This window comes from Variovorax sp. J22G73 (assembly GCF_030317035.1).
In the GTDB taxonomy this organism is placed as follows: Bacteria; Pseudomonadota; Gammaproteobacteria; order Burkholderiales; family Burkholderiaceae_C; genus Variovorax.
The window spans coordinates 915,338-935,774 of record NZ_JASZYK010000001.1 but is presented as its reverse complement, the minus strand read 5'-3'; the positions used below and the strand labels follow the sequence as shown (position 1 = coordinate 935,774).

Here is a 20,437-nt window from a genome sequence, read left to right as displayed (position 1 = left end):
TCATTCACTTCGTGTATTCGCTGCCCCCCGGGGGGGCCGCAGCTCGGCTTGGGAGCGGCCCGGCGCCGAGCTGGTCATGACGGAGCAACGCCACTCGGCATTGGCCATCCACCCCATCGCCGTCGAAGAGGGCGAAGGCGAGCTGCTGCGCCGCCGGCAGATCGTGCGGCGCACGCGCTGGCTGGTGCTGGTCGTCCTGGTGCTGCTGGCGCTGGGCGCGGCGCGCACCGTGTTCTTGCGCATGGCCAACGCCCGCGCGCTCGAAACCGGCACCACCGAGCGGGCCAGGCAGTATGTGCAGACCGCCCTGCCCCGCACGCCCACCGCCGGCCAGACGCTGGCGCTGCCGGGCACGCTGCAGGGCTTTGTGCAGTCGCCCATTTCGGCGCGCGCCAGCGGCTACCTGAAGCGCTGGACCAAGGACATCGGCAGCCGCGTCGAAAAAGGCGAGCTGTTGGCGGAAATAGAAACGCCCGAAATCGACCAGCAGCTTTCGCAGGCCGTGGCCGCGCGCGCGCAGGCCGCCTCCGGCCTGGAGCTGGCCCGCAGCACCGCCGAACGCTGGGAGGCGCTGCGCAAGAAGGACGTGGTTTCGCAGCAGGACCTCGACGAGCGCCGCAGCGCCGTGGCGCAGGCCACGTCGAACGTGGCCGCGGCCGATGCCAACGTGCAGCGGCTGAAGCAGACCGAAGGCTTCAAGCGCGTGGTGGCGCCGTTCGCGGGCGTGATCACGCGGCGCAATGTCGACACCGGCGACCTGATCGACGCAGGCGCGGGCGGTGGCGCGGGCCGCGCGCTGTTCGTGCTGGCGCAGACCGATCCGCTGCGCGTGTACATCAACGTGCCGCAGGCCTACGCCCAGCTCGTGAAAGCCGGCCAGCCGGTGGTGGTCACGCAGGCCGAGCTGCGCGGCCAGACCTTCAAGGGCGAGGTGGCGCGCACCGCCGGCGCCATCGACACGACCACGCGGATGATGCAGGTCGAGGTGGCGCTGCCCAACAAGGACGGCGCGCTGCTGCCGGGCGCCTACGTGCAGGTGTCGCTGCCGCTGGCGGCCAGCCGCACGCTCACCGTGCCGTCGAACGCGCTGCTGTTCCGCGCCGAGGGCACGCGCATCGCGGTGGTCGGCGCGCAGGGCCGCATCAACCTGCGCCCGGTGACGCTGGGGCGCAACTACGGCGAGAACGTCGAGGTGATCGACGGGCTCGAGGGCACCGACCGCATGGTGCTGAACCCCTCCGATTCGCTGGCCGAAGGCGACGTGGTGGCGGTGGCGCCCGATGCCCCGCCGGCCGATGCCAAGGCCGTCCCGGCCGGCGCGGCGCCCGCGCCGAAGAAGGAACCGGCGTGAAGCTGCGCATGCCCGTGGCAGCGAACACGGCTGCCCTCCTCCGGCCTTTGCTGCCTTTGCTGCCCTTGCTGTTCGTGGCCGGTTGCGCCGTCGGCCCCGACTACAAGGCGCCCGACACGCCCCTGCCCGTCAGCTGGAAGCTCGAGGAGCCCTGGCGCGTGAGCACGCCCAGCGACAGCGCCGACAAGGGCCCGTGGTGGAAGCGCTTCGACGACGCCACGCTCGACACCCTGCAGGCGCAGGCCATGGCCGGCAGCCCGACGCTGGCCATCGCCAATGCGCGGCTGGCGCAGGCCCGCGCTGCGCTGGCCTCCAACTCGGCCAGCCTGTACCCGCAGCTGGGGCTGGGCACGCGCGCCTCGCGCCTGAAGATTTCCGCCAACCGGCCACTCACCAACTACGCCAGCCCCAACTCGTCGACCGTGCAGAACGACTTCGCGCTCTCGCTCAACGCTAGCTACGAGGTCGACCTGGCCGGTCGCGTGCAGCGCACGGTCGAGGGCGCCCGCGCGTCGGCCGAGCAATCGGCGGCCGACCTGGCCAACACGCGGCTGCTGCTGAGCGCCGACTTGGCCAGCAACTACTTCAACCTGCGCTCCAGCGACATCGAGCTCGACGTGATCACCCGCTCGGTCGGCCTGCAGCGCCGCGCGCTGGAGTTCGTGACCGCGCGCCACGACCTGGGCGCCGTGTCGGGCCTGGACGTGGCGCAGCAGCAGGCGCTGCTGGAAACCACGCTCACGCAGATCGACGTGCTCAAGAAGCAGCGCGCGCAGTACGAGCACGCGCTGGCCACGCTCACCGGCACGCCGGCGCCGCTCTTCGCGCTGCCGGTGGACCTGCGCGAGATCAAGCCGCCCGCGGTGCCGCTGGGCGTGCCTTCGGAAATGCTGCAGCGCCGGCCCGACGTGGCCTCGGCCGAACGCGCCATGGCCGCGGCCAATGCGCAGATCGGCGTGGCCACCGCGGCCTTCTACCCGAGCATCTTCATTTCGCCGACCCTGGGCGTGGACAGCCGCACCATCGAGACGCTGTTCAACGGCCCCAGCCTGCTGTGGTCGGTGGGCGTGTCGGCCACGCAGGTGCTGTTCGACGGCGGGCGCGTGCGCGCCAACGTCGACTTTGCCAAGGCCGGCTACGACGCCACCGTGGGCAGCTACCGCCGCACCGTGCTCACCGCCATGCAGGAGGTGGAAGACGGCATCACCGGGCTGTCCGCGCTCGACAGCGCCACCGCGCAGGCGCAGTCGGCGGTGTCGGCCGCGCGCCGCGTGCTCGACATGGCGAGCAGCCGTTACGAGGGCGGTGCCTCGACCTACCTCGACGTGATCACCGCGCAGCAGTCGCTGCTGACGGTGGAGCGCCAGGCCGCGCAGCTGCAGGGGCAGCGGCTGCTGACCTCGGTGTTCCTGGTGAAGGCGCTGGGGGGCGACTGGTGCGGGGCGGACGACGCGGCCGCCGGCTGCCATCTGCAGGGAAGTCTGCAGGGGATGGTGGGCGTGGCCAAAAGCCAGTAGCATCGCGCCGCCTTGCCGTTGCGGCCCCTCTAGCCCTTGCGTGCGCTGCGGCACAAGGCACACACCCCCCGCGTCGTACGGACGCTGCCTCGTACCGAAGGACGCGACCATGCGCAAACGGATTCTCGGATTCCTCACTGTCGCGTTGCTCGCGACCACCGCACTCACCCAGGCCCACGCGCAAGGGAAGGCGCAGAAGGAACAGGGCGTGCCGGCCTTCTCTTCCGCCTTCAAGACGCGCGAAATCGCCGTCAACGGCACCACGCTGCATGTGCGCGTGGGCGGCACCGGCCCCGCCATCACCCTGCTGCACGGCTTCGGCGAGACCGGCGACATGTGGGCCCCCATGGCCAACGCCTTCGCGCGCGACCACACGGTGGTGGTGCCCGACCTGCGCGGCATGGGCCTGTCGGCGCGCGCCACCTCGGGCTTCGACAAGAAGACGCAGGGCCAGGACATCGCCCAGCTGCTCGACACGCTCGGCGTGGCGAAGACCCAGCTGGTCACGCACGACATCGGCAACATGGTGGGCTACGCCTTCGCGGCGCAGTACCGCGACCGCGTGACGCGCTTCGTGCTCATCGACGCGCCGGTGCCGGGCGTGGGTCCGTGGGAAGAAATCTTGAAGAGCCCGCTGCTGTGGCACTTCCGCTTCGGTGGCCCCGACATGGAGCGACTGGTGGCCGGGCGCGAGCGCATCTACCTCGACCGCTTCTGGAACGAGTTCTCGGCCACGCCGGCCAGCTTCAGCGAGGGCGCGCGCAAGCACTACGCCCGCCTGTACGCACGGCCGGGCAACATGCATGCGGGCTTCTCGCAGTTCGCCGCCTTCGACCAGGACGCCATCGACAACAAGGCCTTCATGGCGCAAGGCAAGCTCGAAATGCCGGTGCTGGCCGTGGGCGGAGAAAAGTCGTTCGGCCCGACGATGGCGGTGGTGATGCGCGCCACGGCGACGGACGTGACCGAGGGCATCGTGCCCGGCTCGGGCCACTGGATCATGGAAGAGAACCCGAGCGCCACCACCAAGCTGGTCGGCGACTTCCTTAACAAGAACTGAAGGCGCCAGCCTAGAACAGGCTGCCCTGCCCCGCCGCGCCCGGGGGGCGGAACGCGCCGACGTCGAGCGCGATGCGCTCGCGGTTGAAGCCGATGCGCTTCGTGGCCTTCTCGAAGCGCTGGCGGATCAGGTCGGCCCACAGGCCCGAGCCTTTCATGCGGGTGGCGAAGTCGGCGTCGTAGTCCTTGCCGCCGCGCATCTCGTGGATGCGGGCCATGATGCGATCGGCGCGCTGCGGGTAGTGCAACGCCAGCCATTCCTTGAAGAGCGGCGCCACCTCCCACGGCAGCCGCACCACCGTGTAGAAGGCGCTGCGCGCGCCGGCCTCCCACGCGGCTTCGAGCACCTGCTCCATGTCTTCGGTGACGAAGGGAATCTGCGGCGCCACGCTCACCCCCACCGGCACGCCGGCATCGGCCAACGCGCGAATGGTGCGCAGCCGCCGGTGCGGCGCGGCGGCGCGCGGCTCCAGCTTGCGCGCGAGTTCGCCGTCGAGCGTGGTCACGGTGACGTACACGGCCGCCAGCCGGTCGGCCGCCATGGGCGCGATCAGGTCGAGGTCGCGCTCGACCGCGCTCGACTTGGTGACCAGCGCGAACGGGTGCCGCGTTTCCTGCAGCAGCTCGATGACCGAGCGCGTGAGCCGCAGTTCGCGCTCGATGGGCTGGTAGCAGTCGGTGGCGGTGCCGATGGCGACGTGGCTGGGGCGGTAGCTCTTGCGGCCGAGCTCGGTGCGCAGCACCTCGACGATGTTGCGCTTGGCGATCAGCTTGGTCTCGAAGTCGAGGCTAGGCGACAGGTTGAGGTAGCTGTGCGTGGGGCGCGCAAAGCAGTAGATGCACCCGTGCTCGCAGCCCCGGTACGGGTTGAGCGAACGGTCGAAGGGAATGTCGGGCGAGTCGTTTTCGCTGAGCACCGACTTCACGTCCTCGAAGCGAATTTCGGTGGCCAGCGGCTGCAGCTCGGCCGCCTCGGCCACGCCTTCTTCGAGCGTGCCCCAGCCGTCGTCGAAGTCGTTGCGCTCGTCGCGCGAAAAACGGTGCGCCAGGCGTGTGGCCGCACCGCGGCCCTTGATGGCGTGGATGGGAATCAGGGCGGCGGGCATGGCGGGTCCTTTGGACGAAAGGAATTTACTGGTTATTCATACAGTATTCCAGCGCTCCGCGAATGTCCAACGATTTTTCAATTTCTCTATTGACAGAAATTTCGCAAATCCTAAACTTGACGCCATGGAACTCACCGACATTCAACGCAAGTTCGTCCTGCACTGGGGCGAAATGGGCTCCATGTGGGGCGTGAACCGCACGGTCTCGCAAATCCACGCTCTGCTCTTCGCGCACGGCAAGCCCATGAACGCAGAGGAGCTGTCCGACACGCTGGGCGTGGCCCGCTCCAACATCAGCAACAGCCTGAAGGAGCTGCAGGCCTGGAACCTGGTGCGCATCACCCACACGCTGGGCGACCGGCGCGACTATTTCGAGACCAGCGTCGACGTGTGGGAGCTGTTTCGCACCGTGGTGCGCGAGCGCAAGGAGCGCGAGTTCGACCCCACCGTGCGCGTGCTGCGCGAGCTGGTGTCCAGCCCCGACTTCCAGAAGGAGCCGGCCGATGCGCAGGACCGCATCCGCTCCACCATGGAGCTGATGGACAAGCTGGCCACCTGGGCCGACGAAATGCTGCGGCTGTCGCCCGGCACGCTCGACAAGGTGCTGACGCTGGGCGCGAGCGTGCAGAAGTTCGTGCGCGGCGACGCCATCGCCTCCGGCAAGGACGGCAAGGACGGCAGCGGCGACAAGGGCAACAAGGGCGAAGACCCGGACGCCCACCACGCCAGCCTCCCCATGATCTGAACCTCCCTTTTTTTGCCTATAAATTTCTGTTTTGACAGAAATATCGAGAACCAAGAACCATGAGCCACACCGCCGCACCCAGCTATCCGTTCACGATCTTTTTCGATGCCAGCTGCGCGATCTGCTCCGCCGAAATGGGCAACATGAAGGCGCGCGACACGGCCGGCCGGCTGCAGCTGGTCGACTGCTCGCCGCCGGGCTTCGACGCCGGCCCGGCACCGCGCGAAGCGCTGATGGCCGCCATTCACGTGGCAGACGCCGACGGCCGCGTGTTCGTTGGCGTGCCGGCCATTCGCCTGTGCCGCACGGCGGTCGGGCTTTCGAGCGGCGGCTTCCTGCTCGACCTGCCGCTCGTCGCGCCGCTGGCCGACCGCGCCTATGCGCTGCTGGCGCGCAACCGCTACCGCATTCCGCGCTGGCTGGCCAACCGGTTGGCCGGGCGCATCGCACGCTCTTGCGACGACGGCAGCTGCCGCCTTTGAAAACCGAAGAACCACCCAGCGAGGGAACTGCCATGCCCACTGTCTTCCAGCCCGACTTCCGCCTGCCGCAGGGTGCGCCGACGAACGCCCCGTCCGGCCACGCCAGCGCCTCCATCACGGCCGAAGACACCCAGCACTACTTCACCGAAGTGGCGGTCGACTACAGCGCCTGGAGCCCCAGCTACAACATGCACTTCGGCTTCTGGCGCGCCGGCCTGAACCCGCTGCGGCGCGAAGGCATGTTGGTGGAAATGAACCGCGTCATCGGCCGCGCGCTGCAGCTTCCGCAGCCGCCGCAAGGCAGCGCACCGCGCCGCTGCGTGCTCGACCTGGGCTGCGGCGCCGGCGCCACCGCGCGCACGCTGGTGGGCGACGACCCGTCGCTGTACGCCATCACCGTGACCAACGTGGCCGTGCAGAACCGCATCGCCGCCAGGCTGGACGCCGCCGCCGGCGTGGCCGACCGCATGGCGCACCTGGAGGCCGACTACACCCGCACCGGCCTGCCCGCGGCGCAGGCCGACGGCGCCTGGGCCGTCGAGAGCGCCTGCTACGCCGACGGCACGGCCAAGGCCGGCTTCGTTCGCGAGGCCGCGCGGCTGCTCAAGCCCGGCGCGCGGCTGGCCGTGGTCGACGGCTTCCTGCTGCGGCGCGAACCGGGCCGCCTGGCCGGCTGGCTGCACCGCCTGTGGGCCGACAGCTGGGCCGTGCCGACGCTGGCCGTGCGCGACGACTTCGTCGCGGCGTTGCGCGCGCACGGCTTCGAGGACATCGAAGTGAAGTCGCTGCGCTGGCGCGTGGCACCCACCGCGCTGCACATTCCGGTGCTGGCCACGCGCTTCACGCTGGCCGAGCTGTGGAAGGCGCGCGGCAAGCTCAGCCCGTGGCGGCGCAAGCACATCGTGGCGAGCTACTGCGCGCTGGCACTGGGCATGTTCTGGCGCGACTTCGACTACTGCATGGTCACCGCCAGGCGCCGCGCCGACTGAACGGGCCCGCACGCAAAAAACAAGACAACGCAACGAGGAGAAGGTTCTTTCATGCACAACGACACCGGGGAAAGCAGGCTCGCAGACATGCCGGACGAACCGCGGCGGCGCATGCCCTTCGCATGGTTCTGGCCGATGCTGGCGGGCGCGCTCGTCGCGCTGGTGCTGCGCATCGTGTTCAGCGGCGGGCCGGGGCACCGCTTCTCGCCGATGCTGGGTTCGTTCGTGTACTTCGTGCCCGCGGTGTGCGGCGCGGTCACGGTGTACCTGGCCGAGCGCATCGAGCGGCGCAGCTGGGGCTACTACCTGTGGGCGCCGTGGGTGGCGACGGCGTTGTTCGTCACCGGCACGCTGGCAGTGTTCATCGAGGGGATCATCTGCGCCATCGTCATCGTTCCGCTGTTCGCGGTGATGGGCAGCGTCGGCGGGCTGGCGATGGGCATCGTGTGCCGCATCACGAACTGGCCCCGGCCCGCGCTGTACGGCTTCGCGCTCGTGCCCCTGCTGCTGGGCGGCATCGAGCCCCAGCTGCCCAACCCCGACCAGTTCTCGCAGACCTCGCGCACGCTCTTCATCGCGGCGCCGGCCGCGCGCGTGTGGCATTCGCTGAACGAGGCGCGCGACATCCAGCCCGCCGAGGTCGGCGAGGCCTGGGCCTACCGCATCGGCGTGCCGATGCCGGTGTCGGGCGTGACCATCGACACACCCGACGGCCGCGTGCGCCAGGTGCAGTGGCAGAAGAACGTGCACTTCGAAGAAATCATCACCGAGTGGCAGCCCGAGCGCGTGCTGAAGTGGCGCTACCGCTTCACGCCCGAATCATTTCCCGCCGGCGCGCTGGACGACCACGTGATGATCGGCGGCCAGTATTTCGACCTGCGCGACACCACCTACACCCTGACCCCGCGCGACGGCGGCACCGACCTGCGCATCGACGTGTCGTGGCGGCTGAGCACGCGCTTCAACTGGTACGCGGACCGCGTGCTGCAGGCGCTGCTGGGCAACGGCTCGGAAAACATCCTGCGCTTCTACAAGGCGCGCAGCGAAGCCACGACCGCCATCGCGCAGGCCGCACGATGACACGGCAACCCGTCTTTCAGCAGGTGCTGGGCCCGGCGTGGGAGCAACTCGGCGACGTGGTTCGCCGGCACTACACGATGGCGCCGTTTTCCGACGACAAGGTGTGCGTGCGCGGCGTGATGAGCGAGGTCTGGCATGCGCGCTGGGCCGCGCTGCTGATGCCCTTCGGCCGGCTCTTCGGCGCGCTGGTGCCGCACACGGGCAGCAACGTGCCCATCGACGTGCACTACCGCTGCCACCCTGGCAACGCGCACCTGTACTGGAACCGCGTCTTCCACTTCGCGGGCAAGCCGCCCTTTCACTTCCGTTCGCACATGGCGCACGATGCGCGGCGCGGCGGCGAGGTGATCGAGTACGTGCGCTTCGGCGTCGGCATGCGGCTGGCCGTGAGCGCGGAAGAAGGCGCGCTGGTGTTCCGCGACCTGGGCTATGTCTGGCGCATTGCCGGGCTGCGCATCGCGCTGCCTCTCGGGCTGCTGCTGGGCACCGCGTACGTGGAAGAGCGCCCCGATCCGCACGACGCCGACCACTTCACCATGCGGATGCGCCTGCGCCACCGCTGGTTCGGCGACGTGTTCCGCTACAGCGGGCGTTTTCACCTGGAGCGGCAAGTTGTCTAGGGGCGCGCAAGGCAGATGGAGGCATCTCGGCGCACTTCGGGCCACAATGCGCCCACCATGCCGCGCCGCCCAGAAAACCTCTACCCCCAGTACCACGCCCACATCTACTTCGCGCCCGCCACGCTCGCGCAGGCCCGCGCGCTGGTCGAGCGCGCGGGCCGCGAGCTGATGGTGGTGGTCGGGCGGGTGCACGAGCGGCTGGTGGGGCCGCACCCGCACTGGAGCTGCCAGCTCGCCTTCGACGCCGGCCAGTTCGACCAGGTCATCGGCTGGCTCGACGCCAACCGCGACGGCCTCGACGTGTTCGTGCACGGCCTGACCGGCGACGACTTCGCCGATCACACGGCGCATGCCATGTGGCTGGGCGAGGAAAGCGCGCTCGACCTGCGGATGTTCCGGCACTGAATCGCTAGGCTGCCTTTTCTTACGCTCTGTTTTCTTCCGCTCTCTTTTCGGCCGTCTCTTCTTCTTTCGCTGCCTCGGCCTCGGCTCGCGCACCGTGCACCTTGAAGAAGGTCGCACCCTCGACCTTCTGCCCGATGGCCTGCTCGTAGGCCGCGCGCACATCGTCGGGTTGCCCGGCCTGCCCGAAAAAGTCCTTCAGGTACGGTCCCAGCAGCGGGTGCGCCGCCAGCTGCTCGCGCGGCAGCCCGCGGATCATCTCGTCGCGGCACGCTGAAGGCAGGAACACATCGCGGTTCTTTTCAGCATCGCGGATCAGCCCCTTGGGCTCGTGCGCGGGGTCGGCCTGCATCGCCTCGATTTCCTCGAAGAAGCGGCGCCGCATCATCACGATGCCCTTGTCGCTCTGCCCCAGCTTCTCGCGCGTGCGGTCGGTGACGGCGCCCTGCCCCACCCACACCACGAAGTCCTGGTTGGCGACGTGGCTGGTGATCCACCGGCCCGTCACCGGGTCCTTGATGGGTCCGTACCACGACGGGATGCGCTGCTGCACATAGGGCTCCTGCTCGTTCGGCACGCGGCTGAGCACCCACAGCACGCTCAGCGTGTGGTGGTCGTCGATGGGCACGCGCCATTCGAAGTGGTGGCCCAGGAAGAAGCCGTTGGGCCACAGCGTGACGCGCCCGGTGGTCCACATCACGTTGTCCTCGTGCTCGCCGCCGCGCAGGCGCTTGTAGACGAAGCCGTGCTCGAACTCCTCGAAGGCCAGCTTCAGGTGCGTGGGTACGTAGGGCCCCTCGTCGCCCTGCAGCCGCGTGGTCCAGTTGTTGTGCGTCCACTCGAAGTGCACCGGGTCGATGGAGTTCTCCTGGCACTGGAACCAGTTGCACGGAATTTCCGCGAACACCGCCTGCGCGAAGCCGTTCCTGCAATTGAACAGCTCCCAGTCGGGCAGCAGCGGCGCGGGCTGCGGGCCCATGTAGGCCCACAGCAGGCCGGCCTTTTCCTGCACCGGGTAGGCCTTGATCTTCGTGTTTTTGCGCATGCGCGCGCCGGGGTCCAGCGTTTCCTCGAAGGGCTGGTGCACGCACTGGCCGCTGGCGTCGTACTGCCAGCCGTGGTAGCTGCAGCGCAGGCCGCATTGCTCCACGTAGCCGTACGACATGTCGGCGTTGCGGTGCGGGCAGCGCCGGTCGACCAGGCCGTAGTTGCCGCCCAGGTCCTTGTAGAGCACCAGGTCTTCACCCAGGATGCGCAGCGGCTTCACGGCCTTGTCGTCGAACTCGCTGGCGCCGGCGACGGGGTGCCAGTAGCGGCGCAGGTAGTCGCCCATCGGCTTGCCGGGGCCCACTTCGGTCAGCAGGCGGTTCTTTTCTTCGCTCAACATGCATCGTCTCCCTTGTTCATCAATCGGCGCGAATGCCGAACTCGCGCACCAGCTTGCCGAAGCGCTGGTCGTCGTCTGAAATCTGCTGTGCCAGCACGGCCGGTGCGCCGCCCACGGGCTCGATGCCGAGCGCGGCCATCTTGGCCTGCACGTCGGGCATCTTCAGGATCTCGTTGAAGTGCCTGTTCAGCGCCTGCACCACGTCGGCGGGCATGGCCTTGGGGCCGAGCAGGCCCATCCAGGCGCTCACGTCCACGTCCCTGTAGCCCAGTTCGATGAAGGTGGGCACCTGCGGCATCAGCTTCGTGCGCTGGCGCTCGGCCACGGCGAGCGCCACGAGCTTGCCCGCGGCGATGTGGCCCGCCACCGCGCCCGGCGTGATCCAGCCCATGCTGATGTGGCCGCCCAGCGCGTCGTTGACCACCGGCGCCACGCCGCGGTACGGCGCGTGCGTGGCGGCAATGCCCGCGTCCTTGTTGAGCAGCTCGCCCGCGATGTGCATCGGCGAGCCCGCGCCCGGCGTGCCATAGGTGGTGGTGTTGCCGGCCTTGGCGCCCGCCACGAGCTGCGCGACGTTGTGGATGCCGGTGGCCGGCGCGGTCACCAGCAGCAGCGGGATGTTGCCGGTCTTGACGATGGGCGTGAAGTCTTTCACCACGTCGTGCGCCACGCCGGGGCCGGCCTTGAGCACATGCTGCGCGATGGGAAAGGTGCTGGGCGTGAACAGCAGCGTGTAGCCGTCGGCCGGCGCCTTGGCGACCCACACGTTGCCGATCATGCCGCTGGCGCCGGGCCGGTTGTCGACCAGCACCGGCTGGCCGACGCGCTGCGAGAGCTTCTCGGCGTAGGTGCGCGCAATGGCGTCGGTGTCGCCGCCCGCGGGGTAGGCGACGACGATGGTGATGGGCTTCGAGGGCCAGCCTTGCGCCGTGGCCGCTGCCGTGGCACATAGCAAAAGAATGGCTCCTGCAGCGGCACGGACCGCGTTTCGGTGGTGAAACATCATGCTCTTTTCTTTCAGTGGGAACGACGTTGAAGGTCGTCGCACTTTAGGAACGGCATCGCGAAGCCAGAAGCTATAGTTTCACCGAGTGAACCATTTTCGGGAGGCCGCATGTCGGACACCGCAGGCGCGCAGAGCGTGAAATCCATCGATGCGCTGCGGCGCGGGCTCGACGTGATGCTGGCCATCCAGCGCTCGTCGGCCGTCACGCTGCAGGAGCTGCACCGGCAGACCGGCCTGTCGAAGGCCACGCTGCTGCGCATCCTGAAGACGCTGCAGCAGGCGGGCTGGGCCGAGCGCAGCGAGGTCGACAAGCGCTACGTGCCCACCTCGGCCACCGGCCAGGCGGGGCCGGTGGTGGCATGGCGCACGCGGCTGTCCGCACTGGCCGCGCCCGCGCGCGCCACGCTGCAGCGCGTGGTGCCCTGGCCCATCGACCTGGGCGTGCGCGACGGCACGGCCATGCTCATCCTGGACACCGACCGCCCGCGCAACGGCCTGGCCGTGAACTACCGCGCGCTGGGCTTCAGGCCGCCGATGCTGCTGTCGTCGCTGGGGCGCTGCTACCTGTCGTTCTGCCCGGAAGACGAGCGGCGCGAAATCCTGGCGGCGCTGGCGCGTTCGCCCACCGACTTCGACCGCAGCGCGCGGCGGCCCGAGAACATCCGGCGCATGGTGGCGCACGCGCGCGACCTGGGCTACGTGGCGCGCGACCCCACGTCGACCAGCCTGGATTCGCCCGACCGCTTCGGCGCGGTGTCGGTGCCCTTGCGCCTGGGCGAACGCGTGGTGGGTTGCCTAAGCTGCGCGTGGCTGCCCGCGGTGAAGAGCGAGCGCGACATCGTCGCGGCGCACCTGGCCGACCTGCGGCAGGCCGCGCAGAACATCGAGCGCAAGCTGGCGCAGGCGGGCTTCGGGCCGCCGCCCGTGGCCATCGGCTGAAAGATCGGCGGGTGCGGGCGCCTCAGAACTCCGCGTCGAGCTCGTCGATTTCCTCGGGTTCCTTCTTCGCCTCGGCCACCCATTCCTTCATGGCCGGCAGCTCCATCACGCGCTTGCAGTAAGAGGCGCACACGCTGTCGAGCGCCACGTCGTAGCTGAGAAAGCGCGTGACCACGGGCGCGTACATTGCGTCGGCCATGCCCGGCTGCTTGCCGAACAGGAACGGGCCGCCGTAGGCCTTCAGGCACTCGCGCCAGATGGCGACGATGCGGTCGATGTCGGCCTGCGCGCGCGACCACACCTTGAAGTTCTTGAAATGGGCCTTGATGTTCATCGGCAGCGCGCCGCGCATAGAGCCGAAGCCCGAGTGCATCTCGCCGCAGATGGCGCGGCAATGGGCGCGCGCGGCCACGTCGTCGGGCAGCAGGCCGGCCTTGGGCTTGATCTCGTTCAGGTACTCGCCGATGGCCAGCGTGTCCCACACCTTCACGCCGCCGTGCTGCAGCGAGGGCACGAGCATGGAAGACGACAGCAGCAGCATCTCGGCCTTCATGGCCGGGTCGTCGGGCGGAATGACCTTCTCGCTGAACTCCAGCCCGGCCAGCCTGCACATCAGCCAGCCGCGCAGCGACCAGGCGCCGTAGTTCTTGCTGCTGATGGTGAGAACGGGTTTGGCCATCGGGAAGCTCCTTGGAGGTTGCACCACCGCGTGCAAGCGCCATGCCATGCGGCTGGCCCGCAACTTGCCTGCTGCAGCGGCATGCTGTACCGGGCCTACCAGAACCAAGCCGACCTGCTCTCGCCGGCGCGGCTCGCGTCGCAGTACCTGGGCAAGGCCCTGTGGCAGGACGGCACCGAGCGCACCATGATGCGGCGCATGGCCGCCCAGTTCGAGGTGTTCTCGCGCATGCGCCTCACGCACACGCGCCCGCCCTACGGCATCGACAGCGTGCAGGTGGCCGGCGCCGAGGGCGCCGAGGTGGCCGTGCACGAGGAAACCGCCCTCGTCTCGCCCTTCGGCACGCTGCTGCATTTCAAGAAGGACATTGCCGCCGTGCACCCGCCCGTGCTGCTGGTTGCACCACTGTCGGGCCATTTCGCCACGCTGCTGCGCGAAACCGTGCGCACGCTGCTGCGCGACCACGACGTGTACCTGACCGACTGGCACAACGCGCGCGACGTGCCGCTGTGGCATGGCGGCTTCAGCCTGGACGACTACACGCTGCAGCTCATCAAGTTCCTGGAGGCCATCGGCCCCGGCGTGCACATGGTGGCGGTGTGCCAGCCCTGCGTGGCCGCGCTGGCCGCCACCGCGCTGATGGCCGAGGACGACAACCCCGCCACGCCGCGCAGCCTCACCCTGATGGCCGGGCCGGTCGATTGCCGCATCAACCCCACCGGCGTGAACGTGCTGGCCACCAGCAAGCCCATCGAGTGGTTCCGGCGCAACCTCATCAGCCACGTGCCGTGGCCGCATGCCGGCGTGATGCGCCGCGTGTACCCCGGCTTCCTGCAGCTGTCGGCCTTCATGAGCATGAACCCCGAGCGGCACAAGAAGCAGTTCCAGGACATGGTCACCCACCTGGTCGAGGGCGAGCTCGACAAGGCCCGCACCATCGGCGCCTTCTACGACGAGTACCTGGCGGTGAACGACCTGCCGGCCGAGTTCTACCTGGAGACGGTGGAGCGCGTGTTCCAGACCTACGACCTGCCGCGCGGCGTGCTCACCGTGGGCGAGCGCACCGTGAACCCCGCCGCCATCCGCCGCACCGCGCTGCTGACGGTGGAAGGCGAGCGCGACGACATCTGCGCCGTGGGCCAGACGGTGGCGGCGCAAGACCTGTGCACCAACATCCGCCCCTACCTGAAAACACACCACCTGCAGGCCGGCGTGGGGCACTACGGCGTGTTCAGCGGCAGCAAGTGGAACGCGCAGATCTACCCGCGCGTGCGCGAGGTGATCCACGCGGCCGCCGAGCTGCACGGTTAGCCGTCACAGGTTTACCGCGCTTCAATCTGGCAAGAGGTGTGAGGCCATTGTTTGCCCTTGCACGTGGGCCTTCCTACACTCGGGCCCCATGCAACGCCAGGCACCCATCCGCGAGACATCGCGCGCAGTCTTCACTGCGCGGATGACTGCGGGGTCGCACCAGACCCTCGCAGATCTCTGAGCCCGGCGGTCAGCCTCCCCTTCTTTTTCTTCAGCATCTTTTTTCGACCGCCGGGCCCCAGCCTTGCGCGGTAGCGCGCCCGTGCACGAACACGGGCACGCCGCGCTTTCCCCCAGCTGATTGATTCGCCCGCCGCGCCGCTTCACCCCGGCCGCGGCCGGCCTTGCCATGCGGAAAGAACATTGATGAACATCCAATCGATCCTGGCGGTGACGGACCTGTCCGCGCACGGCCTGCGCACCGTGGTGCGCGCGGCCTCCATCGCGGCGGCGCACGGCGCGCTGCTGAAGGTCATGTACGCGCCCTCGGCCTTCAGCGGGCCGGCCGACGCCGATGCGGCCCGAGGCCTGGGCGCGGTGTGCCTCGAGGTGGCCGAGCGCTTCGGCATCCTCGTGAAGAAGGTCGGCGACACAAGCGGCAGCCTTGACGGCGCGGCGCAAGAGGCCCGCTGGTGCGACCTCGTCGTGATCGGGGACGAGCCCGACCGCTTGCTGCGCGCCTTCTTCCACGGCCAGCCCGCCGAGCGCCTTCTGCGGGCCGCGCAACGCCCGGTACTGGTCGCGCGGCTGCACGCCCGCGCGGGCGGCTACGGCCGCATCCTCGTCGCCGTCGATCTCATGGACGCATCGCGTCCGTTGGTGGACCTGGCCTGCGCCTTCGACAGCGCGGCCGAGATCGAGCTGTTCCACGCCTTCACCGCCATGCACGAGGGCAAGCTGCGCTATGCGGACGTGTCGGCCCACGTCATCGACGCCTACCGCCACGCCTGCGCGCGCCATGCGCGCGAGCGCATGCTGTGGCTGTCGGACGCGTCGAGCGCGCGGCGCAACCGCGTGGTGTCGTCCATCGGGCGCGGCGACCCGGCGCGCCAGGCCGCCGTGCAGCAGCAGTACACCCAGGCCGACCTGCTGGTGGTCGGCAAGCGGCAACGCGGCGCGCTCATGGACTTCCTGTTCGGCAGCGTGGCGCTGCGCGTGCTGCGATGGTCGACAGGCGACGTGCTGGTGGTGCCGCGCGGCGCGCTGCGCCCCTCGCAAGCGCGGGAAACGCAGGGGTGCCGTGCGGGGGCAGTAGCGGTGACGGCGCAAGACCACGCGACGGCCGAATTGCACTGACCGCGGGGGGCGCGTTGTCGCTCAGTCCTTGCGCGCCTTGCCCTTGGTCGTCTTCTTGTCTTCGGGGGTCAAAAAGCCGATGGGTCGCTTGGGCGGGTCGGGTGGCATCGTCAGTTCCCGGATCGCCTCGAAGACCTGCCTCAACTGGTTGCGCGTGTTTCGGCTGAACGTGTCGTGGCTCAGCTCCAGCCGCTCTGTCTTCTCCTCGATTTCCGCCAGCCGCTTGGCCAGGTCCTCGTGCAAGCTCGCGGCTTGCCGCAGCCGCACGAACGCGCGCACGACGTAGATGCCCATTTCAACGGCCTGGTTCGAAGCCAGAACATTGGCCAGCGCCACGGCGCCGAACTCTGTGAAGGCGAACGGCAGCGATCTGGAAAACTTGAGCTTCGAGAGGTGGTCACAGTTTGTGACCACCTCTGCCTTCTCGGCAGCGTCGAGCTGGAACATGAAGTCTGGCGGGAAGCGCGCCGCATTGCGCTTGACGGCCTGGTTCAGCGCCTTGGTCGGCACGCCATAGAGCTCGGCCAGATCGGCGTCGATCATCACCTTGAGCCCGCGCAGCACCTGGATGCGGCCCTCGATGCGCGGCAGCAGCGCGCCCTCCGTTGTCGTGGTCGTGGTCATGCGTTCCCTGATATTTTTTCCCTTGGCCTTTCACTATGTCACAGCGTCACGGCACCGCACTGCCGCACGCGACCGCCACGTGCCTACCGTCGCGCGCGCGGCGCCTTGCTCATCCGCCGCACCGCCAGCTCCCCCGCCTGCGGCAGCCGCTCGCGCAGGAACGCGATCAGCTCCTGTGCCACCACGTTGCGCATCGGCCCCGGCAGGTAGGCCAGCACCACGCGGCGCTCGACGCGTGGCTTCAGCAGCGGCACCACCACCAGCTCGGGGTCGCGCAGCGACGAGGTGTACAGCCGCGGCATCAAACCCAGCGCCTGCCCGCTGCGCACCAGCGCATAGAGCGTTTCGGAATAGCTCACGCGGTACGGCTCCGCGCCCTGCGCGAACTGGGCGCGCGCCGGGTTGCCCAGCGCGGGCATGCTGCCGCTTTCGAACAGCACCAGCCGCTCCTTGCCGATGGCCTCCCACTGGGCGTCGCCGGCGGCCGCCAGCGCGTGGTCGCGCCGCACCACCAGCACCAGCGGGTCGCGGAACAGGTCGATGCAGGTCAGCCCGCCCGGCGGCTCGGTGATGGCGGCGACGGCCATGTCGAGCTGGCCGCTGCGCAGCTCGGCCAGCAGCGCGTTCGAAGGGGCGTCGCGCCAGGAGAGCTCCACCTCGCGTCCGCCGCGTTGGCCGGCTTGAAGAAACTCGCTCGCCGCAGCAGCCAAGCGCGCGCTGGCCGAGGGAATCACGCCGATGCGCACGAAAGCCCGCCCGCGCTGCACCGTGCTCTGGATGTCGCGCAGCGCCACCTCGAAGGTGTTGACCAGGAAATCGGTGCGCGCCAGCACCTCGGCGCCCACCGGCGTGAGCTCCAGCCGGTGGGTGGAGCGCGTGAGCAGTTCGGCGCCCAGCAGCTTTTCCATCTGCTTGATGGCGTTGCTGAGCGCCGGCTGCGTGATGGCCAGGCGCTTGGCGGCCCGGCCGAACTGGCCTTCTTCGACCAGCACCGAGAAGAACTGCAGCTGGCGCAGCGTGAGCGCACGCAGGGACAAGGCGGCCATGGGCACTCCTGGTTGCATCGGTCATTGATTCAGTGAATCAAATTATAGAAATTCAAAATTTTCCTTATGGCTTCTTCATTACTAGACTGCCACGAATGACCAGCCCCACCCTCGCCCCGCTCACGCTGGAGCACTTCCTGCGCGCGATTCCCAAGGTCGAGCTGCACTGCCACCTGTTCGGCACGGTGCGCCACGACACCTTCAAGCAGCTGAACCAGCGCGCCGGCGCGCCGCTGGCGGCCGACGAGATCGAAGGCTTCTACACGCGCGGCGAAAAGCCCGTGGGCGTGCTGCGCGTGCTGCGCGCGCTCGACGCCCAACTGGTGCGCAGCGCCGGCGACCTTTACCAGCTCACGCTCGAGTACCTGCAGGACGCGGCCTCGCACAACGTGCGCTACGCGGAGTTCTTCTGGAACCCGACCGGCACGGTGCATGCGTCGGGCATTCCGTACGCCCTGGCGCAGGGCGCGATCGTGCGGGCGATCCACGACGCGCAGCAGGAGTTCGGCATCGTCGGGCGCCTCATCGCCGCCATCGACCGCGAGGCCAGCGCCGCGGCGGCGGTGGAGATGGTCGAGTGGGTGAAGGCGCACCGCTGCGACGAGGTGATCGGCATTGGCATCGACTACCGCGAGAACGACCGCCCGCCCGAGCTGTTCACCCAGGCCTACGCCAACGCGAAGAAGGCCGGGCTGAAGACCACCGCGCACGCCGGCGAGTTCGGCATGCCCTGGACCAACGTGCGCACCGCGCTCGACGTGCTGCAGGTCGACCGCATCGACCACGGCTACACGGTGGTCGACCAGCCCGACTTTGCCCGCCAGTGCGCCGAGCGCGGCATTCTCTTCACCGTGGTGCCGACCAACTCGTACTACCTGCGCACGCTGCCGCCGGAGCGCTGGGCGCTCGACCACCCGATTCGCCGCATGCCCGGCCTGGGCCTGCGCATCCACCCCAACACCGACGACCCGACGCTGCACAAGGTGACGCCCACGCAGGCCTGGCTGATGATGGTGCGCGACTTCGGCTTCGGGCTGGACGACCTGCGCGGCTTCATGCACAACGGCCTGGACGGTGCCTGGATCGACGACACCCAGCGCCGCGCCTGGCGCGCGCAATGGAGCGACGCCTTCGACTCGCTGCGCGCGCGCCTGGCCACCGAACCCACCCCCGCCGTTCCCCCGACCCTCGGATGACCCACGCCATGAACACCCCTCGCCGCCTCCTTCTTGCTGCCGCAGCCTGCGCCGCACTGCCCATCGCCGCGCTTCCCACCGCGGCGTTCGCGCAAGCCTGGCCCGCCGCCAAGCCCATCACGCTGATCGTTCCCTACTCGGCCGGCGGCAGCGTGGACGTCAACGCCCGCCTCGTGGCACAGCGCCTGGGCGAGCGGCTGAAGCAGTCGGTGGTGATCGAGAACGTGAGCGGCGCGGGCGGCGCCATCGGCGTGGCCAAGGCGGTGAACGCCGCGCCCGACGGCTACACGCTGGTGGTCGGGCCCGACAGCGCCATCGCCATCGGCAAGCTGGTCAACCCCACGGCGTTTCGCTTCGACCCGCTGAAGGACCTGGCGCCGGTCGGCCTGCTGAACACCGCGCCCATGGTGCTGGTGGCGCGCCCCGGCCTGGAGGCCCAGACCTTCACCGACTTCGTGAAGCTCGCCAAGGCCAAGCCCGGCAAGTACAACTACGCCACCTCCGGCGTGGGCACCGTGCTGCAACTGGCCATGGAACTGCTGAAGGAGCGCAGCGGCATCTTCGTGACGCACGTGCCCTACCGCGGCGGCGCGCAGATTGCCACCGACGTGATCGGCGAGCAGGTCGACCTGGCGATGCTGGTGAGCACCAGCGCCATTCCGCACGTGAACGGCAAGCGCCTGAAGGCGCTGGGCATCACCAGCAGCAAGCGCCTGGCCGCGCTGCCCAACGTGCCCACCTTCGACGAGATGCCCGGGCTGAAGGGCTTCGACATGGTGAGCTGGACGGGCATCTTCGCGCCCGCCAGGACGCCGCCCGCCGTGGTGGCGCAGATCAACCAGGAGCTGAACGCGGTGCTGCAGGAAGAAGGCGTGCGCAGCAAGCTCGTGGAGCAAGGCGCGCTGCCGGGCAGCGGCACGGCGGAGTCGTTCGGGAAGTTCGTGCAGGCCGAATACGGCCGCAACCAGAAGATCGTGCAGACCGCCAACATCAAGGAGTGATGTGGCAGCGAGACCGGCAGGTCAGCCGGTCTTGCTCTCGTCTTCCGCCGGCCAGTCGCGGATGTAGGCCTTGAGCATCTTGTTCTCGAAATTCTGGCTGTCCACCACGGCCTTGGCCACGTCGTAGAAGCTGATCACGCCCATCAGCATGCGCTGGTCCATCACGGGCATGTAGCGCGCGTGGCGCTCCAGCATGATGCGGCGGATTTCGTCGAGGTCGGTTTCCAGCGTGCAGGTAACGGGCGCGTCGTCCATGGCTTTTCGCACGAGCGTGGTGCCGACCTGGCCGCCGTTGTTGACGATGGCCACGATCACTTCCCTGAAGGTCAGCATGCCGACCAGGTCGCCGTGCTCCATGACCACCAGCGAACCGATGTCCTTTTCCGCCATGGTGTTGGCGGCTTCTGCCAGCTGGTCGTCTGGCGTGATGGTGAAGAGCGTATTGCCCTTCACGCGAAGGATGTCGCTGACTTTCATCGTGTGCTCCTCTCGGGACTCAATCTCGGCTATCTCAGGGGGGTGTCGCTGGGGTGTCTCTGGGGTGCCTGTACAGGCGTACCGTTTTTGAATATAGCCCACAATCGGCGCCGACCCGCACGCC

At 68.9% G+C, this 20,437-nt stretch carries 21 protein-coding genes; 14 read left to right on the top strand and 7 right to left on the bottom strand.

What is annotated here, in order from left to right:
* Nucleotides 1-76: 76 nt before the first annotated feature.
* The 3 genes from QTI51_RS04350 to QTI51_RS04340 all read left to right on the top strand — a co-directional run bounded on the left by QTI51_RS04350 (nucleotide 77) and on the right by QTI51_RS04340 (nucleotide 3,928).
* The gene (locus QTI51_RS04350) at nucleotides 77-1,351 is read left to right on the top strand and encodes an efflux RND transporter periplasmic adaptor subunit (protein WP_116908040.1); all 1,275 of its coding nucleotides are present in this window, start codon (nucleotides 77-79) and stop codon (nucleotides 1,349-1,351) included.
* Nucleotides 1,352-1,359: 8 nt separating this feature from the next.
* The gene (locus tag QTI51_RS04345; RefSeq protein WP_286513717.1) at nucleotides 1,360-2,868 is read left to right on the top strand and encodes an efflux transporter outer membrane subunit; all 1,509 of its coding nucleotides are present in this window, start codon (nucleotides 1,360-1,362) and stop codon (nucleotides 2,866-2,868) included.
* A 109-nt stretch (nucleotides 2,869-2,977) separates the two neighbouring features.
* Entirely contained in the window at nucleotides 2,978-3,928 is a 951-nt protein-coding gene (locus QTI51_RS04340; protein ID WP_116908041.1) for an alpha/beta fold hydrolase, read from the top strand.
* Nucleotides 3,929-3,938: 10 nt separating this feature from the next.
* Here the strand turns inward: QTI51_RS04340 and QTI51_RS04335 are convergent, their stop codons facing one another.
* The gene (locus QTI51_RS04335) at nucleotides 3,939-5,033 is read right to left on the bottom strand and encodes a PA0069 family radical SAM protein (RefSeq protein ID WP_116908042.1); all 1,095 of its coding nucleotides are present in this window, start codon (nucleotides 5,031-5,033) and stop codon (nucleotides 3,939-3,941) included.
* A gap of 124 nt (nucleotides 5,034-5,157) precedes the next feature.
* On the opposite strand from QTI51_RS04335, the gene QTI51_RS04330 reads away from it, so the two are divergent.
* Genes QTI51_RS04330 through QTI51_RS04305 form a run of 6 tightly spaced genes read left to right on the top strand, consistent with a single transcriptional unit; the run spans nucleotide 5,158 to nucleotide 9,354 of the window.
* On the top strand, nucleotides 5,158-5,778 hold the full coding sequence (locus QTI51_RS04330) for a GbsR/MarR family transcriptional regulator (RefSeq protein ID WP_116908043.1): 621 nt from the start codon (nucleotides 5,158-5,160) through the stop codon (nucleotides 5,776-5,778).
* Nucleotides 5,779-5,837: 59 nt separating this feature from the next.
* On the top strand, nucleotides 5,838-6,260 hold the full coding sequence (locus QTI51_RS04325; RefSeq protein WP_286512666.1) for a thiol-disulfide oxidoreductase DCC family protein: 423 nt from the start codon (nucleotides 5,838-5,840) through the stop codon (nucleotides 6,258-6,260).
* Nucleotides 6,261-6,292: 32 nt separating this feature from the next.
* Nucleotides 6,293-7,249, top strand: a complete 957-nt coding sequence (locus QTI51_RS04320) for an SAM-dependent methyltransferase (protein WP_116908045.1) — start codon at nucleotides 6,293-6,295, stop codon at nucleotides 7,247-7,249.
* Between the two features lie 51 nt (nucleotides 7,250-7,300).
* Nucleotides 7,301-8,329 (top strand): SRPBCC family protein, encoded by a 1,029-nt coding sequence (locus QTI51_RS04315; RefSeq protein ID WP_116908046.1) that lies wholly within the window; start codon nucleotides 7,301-7,303, stop codon nucleotides 8,327-8,329.
* On the top strand, nucleotides 8,326-8,949 hold the full coding sequence (locus QTI51_RS04310) for a DUF4166 domain-containing protein (RefSeq protein ID WP_116908047.1): 624 nt from the start codon (nucleotides 8,326-8,328) through the stop codon (nucleotides 8,947-8,949). The genes QTI51_RS04315 and QTI51_RS04310 overlap by 4 nt, the downstream gene beginning before the upstream one ends.
* A gap of 57 nt (nucleotides 8,950-9,006) precedes the next feature.
* Nucleotides 9,007-9,354 (top strand): DOPA 4,5-dioxygenase family protein, encoded by a 348-nt coding sequence (locus QTI51_RS04305; RefSeq protein WP_116908048.1) that lies wholly within the window; start codon nucleotides 9,007-9,009, stop codon nucleotides 9,352-9,354.
* A gap of 19 nt (nucleotides 9,355-9,373) precedes the next feature.
* Here QTI51_RS04305 and QTI51_RS04300 read toward each other — a convergent pair whose 3' ends face one another.
* Both QTI51_RS04300 and QTI51_RS04295 read right to left on the bottom strand, forming a co-directional pair.
* Nucleotides 9,374-10,738 (bottom strand): Rieske 2Fe-2S domain-containing protein, encoded by a 1,365-nt coding sequence (locus QTI51_RS04300; protein ID WP_116908049.1) that lies wholly within the window; start codon nucleotides 10,736-10,738, stop codon nucleotides 9,374-9,376.
* 19 nt (nucleotides 10,739-10,757) lie between these two features.
* Nucleotides 10,758-11,744 carry a Bug family tripartite tricarboxylate transporter substrate binding protein gene (locus QTI51_RS04295; protein ID WP_286512672.1) on the bottom strand — a complete coding sequence of 329 codons (987 nt, stop codon included), beginning with the start codon at nucleotides 11,742-11,744 and terminating at the stop codon, nucleotides 10,758-10,760.
* Nucleotides 11,745-11,852: 108 nt separating this feature from the next.
* Here QTI51_RS04295 and QTI51_RS04290 point away from each other — a divergent pair, with 108 nt between their 5' ends.
* Entirely contained in the window at nucleotides 11,853-12,683 is an 831-nt protein-coding gene (locus QTI51_RS04290) for a helix-turn-helix domain-containing protein (protein ID WP_116908051.1), read from the top strand.
* Nucleotides 12,684-12,705: 22 nt separating this feature from the next.
* On the opposite strand, the gene QTI51_RS04285 is transcribed toward QTI51_RS04290, so the two are convergent.
* The gene (locus tag QTI51_RS04285; protein ID WP_116908052.1) at nucleotides 12,706-13,362 is read right to left on the bottom strand and encodes a glutathione S-transferase family protein; all 657 of its coding nucleotides are present in this window, start codon (nucleotides 13,360-13,362) and stop codon (nucleotides 12,706-12,708) included.
* A gap of 81 nt (nucleotides 13,363-13,443) precedes the next feature.
* On the opposite strand from QTI51_RS04285, the gene QTI51_RS04280 reads away from it, so the two are divergent.
* Together QTI51_RS04280 and QTI51_RS04275 are read left to right on the top strand one after the other, a co-directional pair.
* Nucleotides 13,444-14,673, top strand: coding sequence for a polyhydroxyalkanoate depolymerase (locus QTI51_RS04280; RefSeq protein ID WP_116908053.1), 1,230 nt, complete (start codon nucleotides 13,444-13,446; stop codon nucleotides 14,671-14,673).
* A gap of 366 nt (nucleotides 14,674-15,039) precedes the next feature.
* On the top strand, nucleotides 15,040-15,969 hold the full coding sequence (locus tag QTI51_RS04275; protein ID WP_116908054.1) for a universal stress protein: 930 nt from the start codon (nucleotides 15,040-15,042) through the stop codon (nucleotides 15,967-15,969).
* Between the two features lie 21 nt (nucleotides 15,970-15,990).
* On the opposite strand, the gene QTI51_RS04270 is transcribed toward QTI51_RS04275, so the two are convergent.
* Nucleotides 15,991-16,593, bottom strand: a complete 603-nt coding sequence (locus QTI51_RS04270; RefSeq protein WP_116908055.1) for an ORF6N domain-containing protein — start codon at nucleotides 16,591-16,593, stop codon at nucleotides 15,991-15,993.
* Between the two features lie 83 nt (nucleotides 16,594-16,676).
* A complete protein-coding gene (locus QTI51_RS04265) occupies nucleotides 16,677-17,639 on the bottom strand; it encodes a LysR family transcriptional regulator (protein ID WP_286512677.1) in 963 nt (320 codons plus the stop codon).
* 95 nt (nucleotides 17,640-17,734) lie between these two features.
* On the opposite strand from QTI51_RS04265, the gene QTI51_RS04260 reads away from it, so the two are divergent.
* Nucleotides 17,735-18,835: an adenosine deaminase family protein gene (locus tag QTI51_RS04260; RefSeq protein WP_207786638.1), complete on the top strand. Its 1,101-nt coding sequence runs from the start codon at nucleotides 17,735-17,737 to the stop codon at nucleotides 18,833-18,835.
* 8 nt (nucleotides 18,836-18,843) lie between these two features.
* Complete coding sequence (locus tag QTI51_RS04255) at nucleotides 18,844-19,836, top strand: Bug family tripartite tricarboxylate transporter substrate binding protein (protein ID WP_286512679.1); 993 nt, start codon at nucleotides 18,844-18,846, stop codon at nucleotides 19,834-19,836.
* Nucleotides 19,837-19,857: 21 nt separating this feature from the next.
* Here the strand turns inward: QTI51_RS04255 and QTI51_RS04250 are convergent, their stop codons facing one another.
* Nucleotides 19,858-20,313 carry a CBS domain-containing protein gene (locus QTI51_RS04250; protein ID WP_116908059.1) on the bottom strand — a complete coding sequence of 152 codons (456 nt, stop codon included), beginning with the start codon at nucleotides 20,311-20,313 and terminating at the stop codon, nucleotides 19,858-19,860.
* Nucleotides 20,314-20,437: the final 124 nt, after the last annotated feature.

Coding starts and splice junctions, on each gene's coding strand:
- QTI51_RS04350 (WP_116908040.1), top strand. CDS start 77: ATGACGGAGCAACGCCACTCGGCATTGGCCATCCACCCCATCGCCGTC.
- QTI51_RS04345 (WP_286513717.1), top strand. CDS start 1,360: ATGCCCGTGGCAGCGAACACGGCTGCCCTCCTCCGGCCTTTGCTGCCT.
- QTI51_RS04340 (WP_116908041.1), top strand. CDS start 2,978: ATGCGCAAACGGATTCTCGGATTCCTCACTGTCGCGTTGCTCGCGACC.
- QTI51_RS04335 (WP_116908042.1), bottom strand. CDS start 5,033: ATGCCCGCCGCCCTGATTCCCATCCACGCCATCAAGGGCCGCGGTGCG.
- QTI51_RS04330 (WP_116908043.1), top strand. CDS start 5,158: ATGGAACTCACCGACATTCAACGCAAGTTCGTCCTGCACTGGGGCGAA.
- QTI51_RS04325 (WP_286512666.1), top strand. CDS start 5,838: ATGAGCCACACCGCCGCACCCAGCTATCCGTTCACGATCTTTTTCGAT.
- QTI51_RS04320 (WP_116908045.1), top strand. CDS start 6,293: ATGCCCACTGTCTTCCAGCCCGACTTCCGCCTGCCGCAGGGTGCGCCG.
- QTI51_RS04315 (WP_116908046.1), top strand. CDS start 7,301: ATGCACAACGACACCGGGGAAAGCAGGCTCGCAGACATGCCGGACGAA.
- QTI51_RS04310 (WP_116908047.1), top strand. CDS start 8,326: ATGACACGGCAACCCGTCTTTCAGCAGGTGCTGGGCCCGGCGTGGGAG.
- QTI51_RS04305 (WP_116908048.1), top strand. CDS start 9,007: ATGCCGCGCCGCCCAGAAAACCTCTACCCCCAGTACCACGCCCACATC.
- QTI51_RS04300 (WP_116908049.1), bottom strand. CDS start 10,738: ATGTTGAGCGAAGAAAAGAACCGCCTGCTGACCGAAGTGGGCCCCGGC.
- QTI51_RS04295 (WP_286512672.1), bottom strand. CDS start 11,744: ATGATGTTTCACCACCGAAACGCGGTCCGTGCCGCTGCAGGAGCCATT.
- QTI51_RS04290 (WP_116908051.1), top strand. CDS start 11,853: ATGTCGGACACCGCAGGCGCGCAGAGCGTGAAATCCATCGATGCGCTG.
- QTI51_RS04285 (WP_116908052.1), bottom strand. CDS start 13,362: ATGGCCAAACCCGTTCTCACCATCAGCAGCAAGAACTACGGCGCCTGG.
- QTI51_RS04280 (WP_116908053.1), top strand. CDS start 13,444: ATGCTGTACCGGGCCTACCAGAACCAAGCCGACCTGCTCTCGCCGGCG.
- QTI51_RS04275 (WP_116908054.1), top strand. CDS start 15,040: ATGAACATCCAATCGATCCTGGCGGTGACGGACCTGTCCGCGCACGGC.
- QTI51_RS04270 (WP_116908055.1), bottom strand. CDS start 16,593: ATGACCACGACCACGACAACGGAGGGCGCGCTGCTGCCGCGCATCGAG.
- QTI51_RS04265 (WP_286512677.1), bottom strand. CDS start 17,639: ATGGCCGCCTTGTCCCTGCGTGCGCTCACGCTGCGCCAGCTGCAGTTC.
- QTI51_RS04260 (WP_207786638.1), top strand. CDS start 17,735: ATGACCAGCCCCACCCTCGCCCCGCTCACGCTGGAGCACTTCCTGCGC.
- QTI51_RS04255 (WP_286512679.1), top strand. CDS start 18,844: ATGAACACCCCTCGCCGCCTCCTTCTTGCTGCCGCAGCCTGCGCCGCA.
- QTI51_RS04250 (WP_116908059.1), bottom strand. CDS start 20,313: ATGAAAGTCAGCGACATCCTTCGCGTGAAGGGCAATACGCTCTTCACC.